Annotated in this window: 8 protein-coding genes; 7 read left to right on the forward strand and 1 reads right to left on the reverse strand. The window is 70.2% G+C overall.

The features are described 5' to 3' along the window. The 3 genes from IE278_RS23450 to IE278_RS23460 all read left to right on the forward strand — a co-directional run. Nucleotides 1-1,662: SAM-dependent methyltransferase (locus IE278_RS23450; protein ID WP_189775221.1), on the forward strand; the 1,662-nt coding region annotated here is incomplete at its 5' end. A gap of 5 nt (nucleotides 1,663-1,667) precedes the next feature. Beyond that, entirely contained in the window at nucleotides 1,668-6,620 is a 4,953-nt protein-coding gene (locus IE278_RS23455) for a non-ribosomal peptide synthetase (RefSeq protein WP_189775222.1), read from the forward strand. 64 nt (nucleotides 6,621-6,684) lie between these two features. Next, entirely contained in the window at nucleotides 6,685-7,419 is a 735-nt protein-coding gene (locus IE278_RS23460; RefSeq protein WP_189775223.1) for a thioesterase II family protein, read from the forward strand. 247 nt (nucleotides 7,420-7,666) lie between these two features. On the opposite strand, the gene ddaH is transcribed toward IE278_RS23460, so the two are convergent. After that, the gene (gene ddaH / locus IE278_RS23465; protein WP_189775224.1) at nucleotides 7,667-8,521 is read right to left on the reverse strand and encodes a dimethylargininase; all 855 of its coding nucleotides are present in this window, start codon (nucleotides 8,519-8,521) and stop codon (nucleotides 7,667-7,669) included. A 478-nt stretch (nucleotides 8,522-8,999) separates the two neighbouring features. On the opposite strand from ddaH, the gene IE278_RS23470 reads away from it, so the two are divergent. The 4 genes from IE278_RS23470 to IE278_RS23485 all read left to right on the forward strand — a co-directional run bounded on the left by IE278_RS23470 (nucleotide 9,000) and on the right by IE278_RS23485 (nucleotide 14,521). Further along, the gene (locus IE278_RS23470; RefSeq protein ID WP_189775225.1) at nucleotides 9,000-9,311 is read left to right on the forward strand and encodes a phosphopantetheine-binding protein; all 312 of its coding nucleotides are present in this window, start codon (nucleotides 9,000-9,002) and stop codon (nucleotides 9,309-9,311) included. Then, nucleotides 9,308-10,558: a cytochrome P450 gene (locus IE278_RS23475; RefSeq protein ID WP_189775226.1), complete on the forward strand. Its 1,251-nt coding sequence runs from the start codon at nucleotides 9,308-9,310 to the stop codon at nucleotides 10,556-10,558. The genes IE278_RS23470 and IE278_RS23475 overlap by 4 nt, the downstream gene beginning before the upstream one ends. After that, nucleotides 10,555-11,289 carry a thioesterase II family protein gene (locus IE278_RS23480; protein WP_189775227.1) on the forward strand — a complete coding sequence of 245 codons (735 nt, stop codon included), beginning with the start codon at nucleotides 10,555-10,557 and terminating at the stop codon, nucleotides 11,287-11,289. The genes IE278_RS23475 and IE278_RS23480 overlap by 4 nt, the downstream gene beginning before the upstream one ends. Nucleotides 11,290-11,356: 67 nt before the next feature. After that, the gene (locus IE278_RS23485; protein ID WP_189775228.1) at nucleotides 11,357-14,521 is read left to right on the forward strand and encodes a type I polyketide synthase; all 3,165 of its coding nucleotides are present in this window, start codon (nucleotides 11,357-11,359) and stop codon (nucleotides 14,519-14,521) included. Nucleotides 14,522-14,568 lie beyond the last annotated feature (47 nt).

The raw sequence follows: 14,568 nt of genomic DNA on the forward strand, positions 1-14,568 counted from the left end.
GAGGACCAGCAGGACGACAAGCGCCTCGTGGGATACGTCGTGCCCGAACCCGACACCGCACCCGCCGCAGCCGACACCCAGGTGGACGAGTGGCAGCAGGTCTACGACGACACCTACACGGCTTCCGAGGACCAGGAGTTGGGTGAGGACTTCCAACTGTGGAGGTCCTCGTACGACGGTGAGCCGATCCCGCTGGAGGAGATGACGGAGTGGCGTGATGCGGCGGTGGCGCAGGTGCTGCGGTTCTCGCCGCGGCGGGTGCTGGAGATCGGTGTGGGTTCCGGTCTGCTGCTCGCGAAGATCGTCGGTGAGGTCGAGGAGTACTGGGGCACCGACATCTCGGCCCCGGTGGTGGAGCGGGTCCGGGCCCAGGCCGAGCGGGCCGGGTTCGGTGACCGGGTCCGGCTCAGTGCCCAACCGGCCGACGATGTCACCGGGCTGCCCCGAGCAGGGTTCGACACCGTCGTACTCAACTCGGTGATTCAGTACTTCCCGGGTGTCGACTATCTGGACCGGGTACTGAGCCGGGCCCTGGATCTCCTCGTGCCCGGTGGACGGCTCGTCGTCGGCGATGTCCGCAACGCCACGACTCTTCGGGTCCTGCTGACCGCGGTGCAGCGGGCAGCACATCCTCATGCCACACAGGACGAGTTGCGTACGTCGGTGGAGAAGGCGCTGCTCGCCGAACGCGAGCTGGTGGTCGCGCCGGAGTGGTTCGCCGAATGGGCGGCGGACCGTTCCGTCGGCGTGGACATCCGGTTGAAGTCGGGTGCCGCGCACAACGAGTTGACCCGGCACCGGTACGAGGTCGTCCTCCACAAGGAGCCGGCCGACGTACTCGACCTGACCGGCGCCCCCGCGGTGCCGTGGGGCCGGGAGGTGCCCGACCTGGCCGGACTGCGCGGCCGACTCGCCCGCGCGGGCGACGGACCGCTGCGGGTGACGGGCATACCGAACGCCAGGCTGGCCGAGGAGGTCGGCGCGGCCACCACGGCGGGTGTGCTGGGTTCGGGCGGTGTGTCCGGCAGGGCCGTCGATCCGGAGGAACTGCTGCGCTGGGCGCGGGGCCAGGGCCGGGACGCGGTCATCACCTGGTCGGGCCAGGTCGTCCACGGCTTCGACGTGGTGCTGCTGCCCGAACAGCGGGCGGTCTCCGGCGCGTTCGTACCCGGTGGGGTGGCAGGGCGGACCCGGGCCAACAACCCCGGGCTCTCCCGCACGATCGGCCCCCTGCTCGCCGGCCTTCCCCAGCATCTGCGCGAGCGGCTGCCCGAGTACATGGTGCCGGCCGCGGTGGTCCCGCTCTCTGAGATCCCCCTGACTCCGAACGGAAAGCTCAACCGCCGCGCCCTGCCGCCGCCGGACTACGCGCAGGTGTCGACCGGCCGGGCGCCGCGCACCCCGCGTGAGGAGAGCTTCTGCGCACTGTTCGCGGAGGTGCTCGGCCTGGAGAGGGTCGGCATCGACGACGACTTCTTCGTGTTCGGCGGGCACTCGCTCCTGGCCACCCGGTTGATCAGCCGCGCCCGCGCGGAGATGGGCATCGAAATACCCATTCGCAAGATCTTCGACCTGCCGACACCGGCCGCGCTCGCGGCGTGGTCGCAGGAATCGGCCGCGCCGCGCCGACCCGGTCTCCGCAGGATGTTCGTAGAGGAGTGAGAAAGATGATCCCGCTGTCATACACGCAACGTCGTATGTGGCTTCTGCATCAGCTGGAGGAGGCCGCGGAGACCTACAACATGGCGGCGGCCTTCCGGCTGGCCGGGGCTCTGGACAGGGACGCCCTCGCGGCCGCGCTCAGCGACGTGATCGAGCGGCACGAAGTCCTGCGCACCGTCTACGAGACGGACGCCGACGGCCAACCCTCCCAGCGGATCCTGCCGGTGTCGAAGGAACTGGTGCCGCTTCCGGTGGTCGAGGTGGCGTCCGACGGGGTGTCCGGTGTGATCGACGAGGCCATCGCGTACCGGTTCGACCTGGCGGCGGAGATCCCGTTCCGGGCGAGTCTGCTGCGTTGCTCGTCCCAGGAACACGTGCTGGTGCTGGTCATGCACCACATCGCCATGGACGGCAGTTCGAGCGCGCCACTGGCGCGGGATCTGGCCGACGCCTATGCCGCCCGTCTCGACGGTCGGGCGCCGGGGTGGGAACCGCTGCCGGTGCAGTACAAGGACTACACGCTGTGGCAGCGTGAGGTGCTGGGTGACGTGGCGGATCCGGGCAGTCTGGCCGCGGCGCAGGTCGACTACTGGCGTACGGAGCTGGCGGGGGTGCCGCAGCCGCTGAGCCTGCCCCTGGACCGGCCGAGACCGGTGGAAGCGGCCTCGCACGGGGACACGGTCGCCCTCGCGGTGGGACCGGAGGTGACGGCGGGGCTGGAGAAGCTGGCCGCCGGCCGTGGGATGTCGATGTCGATGGTCCTCCAGGCGGCGCTGGCGGTGCTGCTGCAGAAGCTCGGCGGTGGGGAGGATGTGACGATCGGCAGCCCGACGGCCGGCCGGACCGACGAAGCGCTGGCCGATCTGGTCGGCTCCTTCGTCAACACTCTGGTGCTGCGGGTGGACCTGTCCGGTGACCCGTCGTTCGACGAGCTGCTCGCGCGCGTACGGGACAAGGCGCTGGCGGGCTACGAGCACCAGGACCTGCCGTTCGAGGTGCTGGTCGAGACGGTCAACCCTGACCGCTCCATGGCGTACTCGCCGTTCTTCCAGGTGATGTTCGCCTGGCAGAACTTCGAGCGGGGGCAACTCGAACTCCCCGGTCTGCGGGTGGAGTTCGAGCAGATCGACACGTCGACCGCCAAGTTCGACCTGTTCTTCGCCATGGCCGTGGACGACTCGGGAACGCTGCGGGGCGACATCCAGTACGCGACCCGGCTGTTCGACCGGGACACGGTGGAGGCCGTCGCCACTCGGTTCGTCCGTGTCCTGGAGCAACTGGTCGCCGATCCGGCGGTGCCGGTGGGTGCCGTCGAGGTGTTGGCGGAGGAGGAGCGGGACTGGTTGGTGCGGGGGGTCAATGACACGGCGTGTCCGGTGCTCGTTGACACGTTGCCGGAGGCGTTCGAGGCCCAGGTGGAGCGTGATCCCGATCGGGTCGCTCTGGTGGGCGGTCAGGAGACGCTGTCGTACGGGGAGCTCAACCGGCGAGCGAATCGGTTGACGCACTGGCTGATGGAGCAGGGCGCGGGCGCCGAGCGGTTGGTGGCGGTGCGCGTTCCGCGTTCCGTGGATCTGGTGGTGGCGCTCTACGCGGTGGTGAAGGCGGGTGCGGCCTACCTGCCGGTGGACACCGAGCTGCCCGAGGACCGGGTGCGGAGCGTGCTGGACATCGCGAGGCCGCTGCTGGTGCTGGACGAGGTGCCTGCGGAGGCGTCCGGGTATCCGGAGACGAATCCGGTGCGGGTGTTGTCGCCGGACAACGCCGCGTACGTCATCTTCACCTCCGGGTCCACCGGCGTCCCCAAGGGGGTGACGGTCTCGCACGGCGCGTTGGCGAACTTCCTGTCGACGATGGGCCGCCGGTTCCCGTTGACGCCTGCGGACCGGTTGCTCGCGGTGACAACGATCTCGTTCGACATCGCGGGGCTGGAGCTGTTCCTCCCGTTGATCTCCGGTGCGGGTGTGGTGCTGGCGGACAGGGAGACCGTTTCCGATCCGTCGGCCGTGGTGGCGCTGATCGGTCGTCATGGGGTGTCGGCGGTGCAGGCGACTCCCGCGTTCTGGCAGATGCTGTTGATGCAGGAGCCGGATGCTGCGAGGGGTCTGCGGGTTCTGGTGGGTGGCGAGGCGTTGCCGGCGCGGCTGGCCGAGACCCTGGCGGGTCAGGCCGCCGAGGTGTTCAACGTCTATGGCCCGACGGAGACGACGATCTGGTCGACGATGGCGCCCGTCGAGCCCGGGACCGGTATCCCGTCGATCGGTGCGCCCATCGGGAACACCCAGGTGTATGTGCTGGATTCGTCGCTGCGTCCCGTTCCGCGTGGGGTCCAGGGCGAGTTGTACATCGCGGGTGAGGGTCTGGCCCGTGGGTATCTGGGGCGTCCGGGGCTGACGTCGGGGCGGTTCGTGGCCTGCCCGTACGGTCCGGCCGGTGTGCGGATGTATCGCACGGGTGACTTGGTGCGGTGGGGTGCGGACGGGCAGTTGGAGTATGTCGGGCGTAGTGACTTCCAGGTGAAGGTCCGGGGTTTCCGGATCGAGCTGGGTGAGGTCGAGCATGTGCTGGCCTCGCATCCCGGGGTGGCGCAGGCTGTGGTTGTCGTGCGTGAGGGCCAGCAGGACGACAAGCGCCTGGTCGGATATGTCGTGCCCGAGCCGGATGCCGCGCAGGCCGCGGCCGACGCCCAGGTGCAGGAGTGGCAGCAGGTCTACGACGACAGTTACCAGGCCTCCGAGGATCAAGTGCTGGGTGAGGACTTCCAGTTGTGGAGGTCCTCGTACGACGGTGAGCCGATTCCGTTGGAGGAGATGACGGAGTGGCGTGATGCGGCGGTGGCGCAGGTGCTGCGGTTCTCGCCGCGGCGGGTGCTGGAGATCGGTGTGGGTTCCGGTCTGCTGCTCGCGAAGATCGTCGGTGAGGTCGAGGAGTACTGGGGCACCGACATCTCGGCCCCGGTGGTGGAGCGGGTCCGGGCCCAGGCCGAGCGGGCCGGGTTCGGTGACCGGGTCCGGCTCAGTGCGCAGGCGGCCGACGATGTCACCGGGCTGCCCCGAGCAGGGTTCGACACCGTCGTACTCAACTCCGTCGTGCAGTACTTCCCGAGCGCCGAGTACCTGGACCAGGTGCTGCGCCAGGCCATGGAACTGCTCGCGCCCGGCGGCCGGGTCATCGTCGGTGACGTCCGCAACGCCACGACCCTCCGGCTCCTGCTCACCGCGGTGCAGCGCGCCCAGTATCCCGACGCCTCGCAGGACGAGTTGCGTACGTTGGTGGAGAAGGCGCTGCTCGCCGAACGCGAGCTGGTGGTCGCACCGGAATGGTTCGCCGAGTGGGCGCGCGAACACGCCGACGGCGTGGACATCCAGCTGAAGCCGGGGGCGGCGCACAACGAGTTGACCCGGCACCGGTACGAGGTCGTCCTCCACAAGGAGCCGGCCGACGTACTCGACCTGACCGGCGCCCCCGCGGCGTCGTGGGGCCGGGAGGTGCCCGACCTGGCCGACCTGGGCCGCCGGGTGGAGCGGTCGGCCGGCCCGGTGCGGGTGACCGGGATACCGAACGCCAGGCTGGTCGACGAGGCCGCCGCGGCGACCTCCGCCGGTGTACTCGGTGCGGCCGCCGCGTCCGGCAGGCCGCTCGACCCAGAGGAGCTGGCCACCTGGGCGCGGCAGCAGGGCCGGGTCGCGGTCATCACCTGGTCGGGCCAGGTCGTCCATGGCTTCGACGCCGTGCTGCTGCCCGAACAGCGGACGGTCTCCGGGGCGTTCCTTCCCAGTGGCGTGGCAGGACGGACCCGGGTGAACAACCCCGGGCTCTCCCGCACGCTCGGCCCTCTGCTCGCCGAGCTGCCGGAGTATCTGCGCGGGCGCCTTCCGGACTACATGGTGCCCTCCGCGCTGGTGCCGCTGTCGGAGATGCCGCTGACCCCGAGCGGGAAACTCGACCGGCGGGCACTTCCCTCGGAACACACGACCACCACGAGCAGCGGAGCGCCGCGCAACTCCCACGAAGAGAAACTGTGCGCCATCTTCGGCGAGTTGCTGGGCCGGGAAAGAGTCGGCATCGACGACGACTTCTTTGCGCTCGGCGGGCACTCGCTCCTGGCCACCCGGCTCAGCGTCCGTATCCGCAAGGAGTTCGGCGTCGAGATCCCGCTCAGGACGATCATGCAGTACTCCACGGTGGCCGGCCTGGCAGCGCTGGCGCTCGTCGGTGGCATTCCCGACGAGCAGGCCGACCCGTTCGCGGTCGTCCTGCCGTTGAACAGCGATCCCGGTACGGGCAAGCCGCCGGTGTGGTTCTTCCACGGCGGAGGCGGCCTGGGCTGGGCGTACTTCACCTTCGTCCTGCATGTGAAGGACCGGCGGGCGTACTCGCTGCAGTCCCGCGGTTTCAACGGCACCGACCCCCTGGTGGGATCGGTGGACGAGATGGTCGACGACTACCTCGCCCATATGCTGGAGATCCAGCCCGAAGGCCCCTTCCACCTCATCGGCTGGTCCTACGGCGGCACCGTCGCCCACGCCGTCGCGGCGGCCCTCGACGGGCTCGGGCACGAGGTCGCGTTCCTCGCCCTGCTGGACAGCCAGCCCGCCTTCGGGTTCAAGGAGATGGCCGACCTGAAGCCGGAGGCGTACCACGAGGCCATCGAGGAGGTGTTCAGCGAGATGGTGAGCACCGACAACCTGGGTGACTTCCTCGACGACATGGCGAAGGTCGGGGCCAACAACATGTCCGTCATGGCGGCGTACGAATCACCGGTGTACCGCGGCGATGTGCTGTTCTTCAACGCCAGGCTGAAGGACGGGGACGAGGGGTCGTGGGCGCCCCTGTGGCGGCCGTACATCGTCGGTTCCATAGCCGAGTACGAGGTGAACGCCAAGCACACCGATCTGCACATGCCCGCACCGGTGGCCGAGATCTTCGAGGTCGTCAACCGCACGTTGGGACAGTGACCGGGCGGCGGTTACCCCGGACGGGCCCGCCGAAGTACCGAATGGATGAGGGGAGTTGGTCGGGATGACTGAACCCGGCAGGTCCACAGGACACCGGGAGGGGACCGCGCTGCTGTGCGTGCCCTTCGCAGGAGCAGGTCCTTCGTTCTTCCACCCGTGGCGGGAGCCGGCCGCCGACCGGTGGCGCGTGGTCCCGGTCGACCTCCCCGGCAGGGAGAAGCGGTTCCTGGAGACGCCGTACCGCAATGTCGTCGAAGCGGCCAAGAACGAGGTCGACGACATTGCCGCGGCCCTCGGCGCGGGAGCGTCGACCGTGCTGTTCGGGCACAGCCTGGGCGCGGTGCTCGCGTACGAGCTGGTGCACCTGCTGAGCGCGCGCGGTGTGCGCGTCGAGCGGCTGGTCGTCAGCGGCTCGCCGGGGCCGTGGACACAGCGCGAGAGGCGGGCGACCGGGCTCCCGGACGAGGAGTTCCTCGCCCGGGTCGAGGAGTTCGCCGGGTTCAGGCACGAGGCCCTCGACCATCCGGAGATGCGCGAACTGATCCTCCCCGTGCTGCAGGCGGACTGCGAGATGCACGAGAACTACGTCCCGAGCACCGACGAACCGGTGTCGGTGCCGATCTGCTCGCTCCGAGGCAGCTCCGACGGCCTGGTCACCGCGGCGGAGGCGCAGCAGTGGCGGACCGCGACCACGGGTGGGTTCAGCTATACGGAGTTGCCGGGCGATCACATGTACCTGGTCGATCGGGCCCGGGAGGTGCTGGACGTGATCGAGGCGGAGTCCGCCGGCGGTCGTTAGCGCCGCGGCGCAAGGGCTCGGTCACGTCGGCGCCGGCATCCCGCTCCGGTAGTAGTCTCCGGCAGGGCCGGCGGCCCGACCGGCCACGGCGCCTCCCGCTCGCGGATGCGGCGCTGAGCCTGCGCCGGGCCGGTGCTGAGCGGCGCCCGGCGCATCGGTCGGGGACGCCCTCACGTTGCGGGCGCACCGGCAGCCGGGTGCACCGGCAACGCCGCGCCGCGCTGTCGCGACCGGCCGTGCTCTCGGCTCATTCGCGGAGTTCGAGGGTGCAGCACTTGACGCTGCCCCCGGCCTTCAACAGCTCGGTCAGATCGGCGCCCACCGGCTGGTAGCCGTGCTCGCGCAACTGATCCGCGAGTCCGGTCGCCGCCCGGGGCAGCACGACGTTGCGGCCGTCCGACAGCGCGTTGAGGCCGAACACGGCGGCGTCGGCCTCCTCGGCGAGGATCGCGTCCGGGAACCGCTCGGTCAGCGCTGCCCGGCTCTGCGGGGAGAACGCCCCGGGGTAGTACATGATCTGCCCGTCCCCGAGCACCGAGAGCGCCGTGTCGAGGTGGTAGAACCGCGGATCGACGAGGGTCAGGCTGAGCACGGGGCGACCGAAGAACTCACGCACCTCGTCGTGGGCCCTGAGGTCGGAGCGGAAACCGGTGCCGGCCAGGATCTCCGCGCCCGTGAAGAGGAAGTCGCCCTCACCCTCGTTGACGTACTCCGCCTGCCGGACCGTGGACCAGCCGCCGTGGCCGAACCACTCCAGGTAGGCCGCTGACTCGTCCCTGCGCTGCGGGTGCCGGAAACGCGCGACGAGCACCTTGCCGTCCACGACGAGGGCGCCGTTCGCGGCGAAGACCATGTCGGGAAGTCCCGGTGTGGGCTCGATCAGCCGGATGTCGTGGCCCAGACCGACGAAGGTGTCGAACAGCCATTTCCACTGGGCCAGTCCTGTCTGTGCCGAGGTGGGGCGATCCGGGTCCATCCACGGATTGATCGAGTAGGTGACGTCGAAGTACGTGGGGCGGCACATCAGATATTGCCGGGTCGATGCATTGTGCTCTTCGTGTTGCTGTTCGTGCGCCGTCCGTTCCCACTGTGTGCGCGGCATTTCTGCTCTCCTTTGCTGGCGAAACGTCGAAAACTCCACAACCGATTGCGGATTGTTCACGGCAATCCGCGAAATCCGCCGGATGGGCTTGAAAAGAGGCCGGGAGGCGTGCTTCTCCGGGGAGTCCCGCGGGCCGCGTCCGGTGCCGTCCGGGGCTGCCGGAGGGGGCGGGCGGCGGAGAGTCCGCAGGCTAGCCGCACCGCGCGGGAGATATCCAGAGCGCGCAGCATCCGCATTACTGTCCTGTCGGCGGGACAACCTGTGTCCGGCAGAGATGGGCACTGTCCTCTCTTGCACCGGGTTTCCCCGGCCAATTACCTTGGCGTCGCGACGGCCAGAGCCGGACTGTCGAAAGGTCCGCTCTCCGCCCCACCCGGATCAAAGGGTTTGTCTCGTCGGCGGGACAGCGGAACGGACCTCAGAGGCCGTGACGGCACGGGCGGGCATTCCCGTTCGGCCAAGGAAGGAAGGGCTGGCAATGGAATCGTTGCCGCGAGTTCACCAGCAAGGCGAACAGCACGAGGCATCGGAACGACAAACCGCGCCCTCGGGCGCGCCGGCGTCCCTCGTGCGGGAGATCGCGGCGCTGTGGGAGGAGCACCTCGACGGTCGTGAAGTCGGGGCGGACGACGACTTCTTCACGGTCGGCGGCAATTCGCTGATCGGTATCCGCGTCATCGACCGGGTGTCCCGGGACTACGGCGTCGAGCTGTCCGTGCGCGCGTTCTACCTCGCGAAGACCCCGGCCCGGGTCGCCGAGCTGATCGAGCAGGGGAGGGCGCGGACGTGAGGTTGACGCCGGGCGCCGGGCGCGACATCGACCTCGATCGCGTCGACCTGTTCGACCTGGACCTCTACACCTCGGGCGATCCGCACCCGATCTGGGACGCGATGCGGGCGAAGGCGCCCCTGCATCACCAAGTCCTGCCGGACGGGCGGGAGTTCTGGTCGGTGACCCGCTACGACGACGTGTGCCGGGTGCTCGGCGACCACCGGGAGTTCACCTCGGAACGCGGCACGGTGGTCACCCACCTCGGGGTGGACGACGTCGCGGCGGGCAAACTCATGACGTCCACCGACCCACCGCGGCACACCCAGGTCCGTAGGGCCATCGGTGCCAAACTCACCGCGCGGGCGGTGGCGCCCTGGGAGGACCGGATCCGGCAGGCGATCGCGCGCTTCCTCGAACCGGCGCTCGACGGCGGCACCTTCGACCTGGCCGAGCAGGCGCTGCTCCTCCCGGCGATCGTCACAGGACCGCTGCTGGGGATCCCGGAGCGGGACTGGGACGAACTCGTGCAGCTGACCGCGATGGTGACAGCCCCCTCGGACCCGCACTTCCAGCACGGCAGCGAAGCCGCGACGCTGGCCATCTCCCACCACGAGCTGGTCACCTACGTCACCGAGTGGGTCGCACGGCGGCGGTCGGCCGGCGGCGAGGACGGGAGCCTGCTCGACCACCTCATGAACGTCCAGGTGGGTGACGCGCCGCTGACCGACGAGGAGATCGCCCTCGACGGCTACAGCATCCTCCTGGGTGCCAACGTGACGACGCCGCACACCGTCTCGGGCACGGTGCTCGCGCTCATCGAGCGGCCCGAGCAGTTCGAAAAGGCCCAGGCGGACCCGTCGCTGATCCCGAACCTGGTCGAGGAAGGGCTGCGCTGGACATCGGCCGCGTGCAATTTCATGCGGTACGCGGTCAAGGACACCCGGATCGGTGCGGGCACGGTCCCGGCCGGCGGGGCGGTCGTCGCGTGGATCGGGTCGGCCAACCGGGACGAGTCCCAGTTCACCGGTCCGCACGAGTTCGACGTCACGCGGAGCAACGCGAACCGTCAAGTCGCCTTCGGGTTCGGCCCGCACTACTGCATCGGGGGCCCGCTGGCCCGGATGACCCTGCGCGTCTTCTTCGAGGAACTGCTCCAGCGGTTCGCATCGATCGACCTCGCCGGCGAACCGCAGCACCTGCGGTCGTACTTCATCGCCGGGATGACCCACCTCCCCATCGTCGCCCGGAAGCGAAGGACGCCATGACCTCCGGCTCCGCCGCCCCGTCGCCGTGGTTCGTCCGGCCGCACTCCACCGGCCACTCCGCCCGGATCTTCTGCTTCCCCTTCTCCGGTTCCGGGGCCTCCGCCTTCAGTGCCTGGCCCGCCGCGATCGACGACGTCGAGATCTGCCCGGTGCAGTTCCCCGGCCGCGAGAACCGCCTCGGCCACCCCCACTACGACACCTACGAGAAGCTCGCCGCCGACCTGGTCGAACCACTGGCGCCGCTGCTCGACCGGCCGTTCGCGTTCTTCGGACACTGCGCGGGCGCGCTGCCCGCGTACGAGACCGTGCTGCGCCTCGCCGAACTCGGCCTGCCGGGGCCCGACCGCCTCTTCGTGTCGGGTCAGCCGGCACCGCACCACGCCTCACGTGACCGGATGCTCACCCTGACCGAGCCCGAACTGCGGGACGAGGTCGCGGCGTTCATCCGCGGCCGGGGCATCGAGCCGCGTCCCGACATGATCGACATGGGCCTGTCCGTGCTGCTCCGCGACCACGCCGCCGCGGCTGCCTACCGGCGGGTCGAGCAGGTGGCGGTGGGCTGCCCCATCGTCGTACTGCAGTGGCGGGACGACCCCGAAGTGAGCGTCGAAGACCTCCAGGGGTGGCGTCGGTACGCCGACTCGGTCGACATCCGGGTGGTCGAAGGCGGCCACTACGACTTCATGGAAGCGCCGGACGAGCTGCGGAAGTTGTTGACCTCTTGGCGATGAGAGCAGCGCGGCCCGTCACAAGCGCAGCCGTCAGATCCGTACGCCGAGGGAACCGGAAGGAATTCGCATGACTGGCGCAGCCACCGACATCGCCGTCATCGGGATGTCGTGCCGCTTCCCCGGAGTGCACGGCCTGGAGGAGTTCTGGCGCCTGCTGCTCGACGGGGAGTCCACCGTCGGAGAGTTTCCCGGGCGGCGGGCGGCCGACGCGCACCACACGACCCACCCGGACGCCGACACCTTGAACTCGGGTTCGTTCTTCGACTCCATCGACGGCTTCGACGCGGAGTTCTTCGGAGCGGGGCCGGCGGAGGCGGCCGCCATGGACCCCGTGCAGCGGCTGGGTCTCGAACTCGCCTGGGAGGCCGTCGAGGACGCCCGTGTCCCGGCTGCCGCGCTCGCGGGCCGCGAGATCGATGTCGTGGTCGGTAGCGCACCCTCCGGGTACGAACTGCTGCGCAAGCTGTCCGGCAGCGACCGGGAGGACCACTACGCCGCGCTCGGTTCGAGCGGTGCGTTGATCGCGAACCGGATCTCGAACCTGTTCGACGTGCGCGGCATGAGTTTCTGCGCGGACTCGGGACAGTCCTCCTCACTCGTGTCGCTGGCGCTGACGTGCGACCGGATACGGAGCGGCGCGGTCGACATGGCGATCGCGGGCGGCGTGCACCTGATCGTCGACCCGGAAGCGGGACTCGGCCTGGCGAATCTGGGCGCCCTGTCACCCGACGGCCGCTGCTTCACCTTCGACGAACGGGCCAGCGGGTTCGCCCGCGGAGAGGGCGGGGCGTTCGTCGTGCTCAAGCGGCTCGACCTCGCCGTCGCCGACGGCGACCACATCTACGCGGTGGTCCGCGGCTGGGGCGTCGGCAGCGGCGGTGCGTCCAGCAGGATGCCGGATCCGAGCCCCGGCGCGCAGGCGGCGGCTGTGCTGTCGGCTCTGGAACGCGCGGCCGTCCCGTTCGACGGTGTCGACTATGTCGAGGCCCACGGCACCGGTACGCGACTCGGCGATCCGGCTGAGATCGCCGGTCTGCGCGAGGTGTTCCGGACGACCGGGCGGCGCCGCCCGCTGATGATCGGCTCGGTGAAGACGAACGTCGGGCACCTGGAGCCGGCCGCGGGCATCGTCGGCTTCGTGAAGTCGGCACTGTGCGTGGACCGCGCTCACCTGGTTCCGAGTCTGAACTTCCGGTCCCCGAACCCCGCCATCCCGGACTTCCAGGAGGACTTCGAAGTCCTCCGAGCCGCGCGACCCTGGCCGGGCGCGCCCGGCCGGCCGCGGCGGGCAGGGGTGTCGGCGTTCGGGATGGGCGGCACCAACGCACACGTGATCCTCGAACAGGCCCCGAAGGTGCGGGCCGAACGCCACACCCCAGGCGGGGACGTGGCGCCCACGGGTGCTTCCGCGGTGCTGCCCTGGGTGCTGTCGGCGCGGTCGGAGTCGGCACTGCGGGAGCAGGCGGCGCGGCTGCGGGATCTCGTGGCCGCGGACGCGTCGCTGTCGGCGGCCGACGTGGGGCATTCGCTGGTGTCGACGCGGTCGTCGTTCGAGCACCGGGCGGTGGTACTGGGCGAGGGCCGTGAGGACTCGCTGGCCGCCGTGGACCTGCTGGCGACGGGCGGTGACTCGGCGCGTGCTGTCCATGGGGTGGCCGCGGGGCCGGTGGATCCTGTCGTCTTCGTCTTCCCCGGTCAGGGGTCCCAGTGGCCGGGCATGGGCAGGCAGCTGTACGCGGAGTCGGAGGTTTTCGCCCACAGCATCGATGCCTGCGCACGGGCTCTGGCGCCCTGGGTGGACTGGTCACTGGTGGACGTGGTGACCGGTGTGCAGGGGGCCGCGTCGCTGGACCGGGTGGACGTGGTCCAGCCGGTGCTGTTCGCGGTGATGGTGTCGCTGGCGCGGGTCTGGCGGTCGCTGGGAGTGCACCCCGACGCCGTGGTGGGGCACTCGCAGGGCGAGATCGCCGCGGCATACGTGTCGGGTGCGCTCTCGCTGGAGGACGCGGCCCGGGTCGTCGCCCTGCGCAGCCGGGCACTGACCGAGCTGGCCGGCTCGGGCGGAATGAGCGCGGTGGCCGCGTCCCCGCAGTGGGTGCACGACCGGTTGGCGCGGTGGTCCGGGCGGCTGTCGGTGGCCGCGGTCAACGGGTCGGCGTCGGTGGTGATCTCCGGGGACGGCGAGGCGCTGGACGAGTTCGGCGCGGAGGCGGCCGGTGACGGCGTCCGGGTGCGGCGGGTCCAGGTGGACTACGCGTCGCACTCCCACCACGTCGCACGCATCCGTGATCGTCTGCTCGCGGACACCGCGGGTGTCTCGCCGAGGGAATCGGCGGTGGCGTTCCACTCCACGGTCACCCGGGAGGCACTCGACACCCGCGTGCTCGACGGCTCGTACTGGTACGACAACCTGCGCTCGACGGTGCGTTTCGGCGAGGTCGTCGAAGACCTGATGCGCGACCGCGGCGGTGTGTTCGTCGAAGTCAGTCCGCACCCCGTGCTCCAGGTGGCGATGGAGGAGGCCGCCGACGCGGTGTCGGCCTCGCCGGTGGTGGTGGGCACCCTGCACAAGGACGACGGGAGCGCGGGCAAGGTCCTGACATCGCTGGCCGAGTTGTACGTGCGCGGTGTGCCGGTGAACTGGGAGGCGGTGTTCGCCCCGCACCGGCCGCGCCGGATCGGCCTGCCGGCCTACGCGTTCCAGCGGCAGCGGTACTGGCTGACGGCGCCCGACGACACCGGCTCCGCGAACGACGACACCGGCTTCACGAACACGGGCTCCGCCACGCGGGGGATCGGCCCAGGAGTGCACGGGGGCGCCGCCACCGGCACCGCGGCAGCGGAGTTGGACTCGGAACGGTCGGTCCTCCGGCTGGTCTGCGCCGAGACGGCAGCGGTGCTGAGCACGAAGAAGCCGGATCTGACGGGCGCCGATCTCGCGGCGAGGTCGGGCGACACCTTCAAGGATCTGGGTTTCGACTCCTCGATGGCCGTGCGGCTCCGCAACCGGCTCACCACGGCGGCCGGAGTGCGACTCCCGGCCACGGTCGCGTTCACCTACCCCACGCCGCGCACGCTCGGCCGCCACATCTTCACCCTCCTGGAGCCCGAGGCACCCGAGGCACCCGAGGCGCCCGAAGCTCCCGAAGCAGTGGAAGCAGTGGAGGAAACGAGGGCGGAAAACCGTAGTGACGACGATTTGTACGCATTGATCGACCGCGGATACGTGTAGCAACACCCGTTTTCCAAGCGACTGTTGGGGGAGGCCCTGGTGGAGGA

Source organism: Streptomyces tauricus, from assembly GCF_014650955.1.
In the GTDB taxonomy this organism is placed as follows: domain Bacteria; phylum Actinomycetota; class Actinomycetes; order Streptomycetales; family Streptomycetaceae; genus Streptomyces; species Streptomyces tauricus.

Excerpts from the sequence above, each read along its gene's own strand:
- ddaH (WP_189775224.1), bottom strand. The coding sequence starts at position 8,521 with ATGCCGCGCACACAGTGGGAACGGACGGCGCACGAACAGCAACACGAA.
- IE278_RS23485 (WP_189775228.1), top strand. The coding sequence starts at position 11,357 with ATGACTGGCGCAGCCACCGACATCGCCGTCATCGGGATGTCGTGCCGC.
- IE278_RS23455 (WP_189775222.1), top strand. The coding sequence starts at position 1,668 with ATGATCCCGCTGTCATACACGCAACGTCGTATGTGGCTTCTGCATCAG.
- IE278_RS23480 (WP_189775227.1), top strand. The coding sequence starts at position 10,555 with ATGACCTCCGGCTCCGCCGCCCCGTCGCCGTGGTTCGTCCGGCCGCAC.
- IE278_RS23470 (WP_189775225.1), top strand. The coding sequence starts at position 9,000 with ATGGAATCGTTGCCGCGAGTTCACCAGCAAGGCGAACAGCACGAGGCA.
- IE278_RS23460 (WP_189775223.1), top strand. The coding sequence starts at position 6,685 with ATGACTGAACCCGGCAGGTCCACAGGACACCGGGAGGGGACCGCGCTG.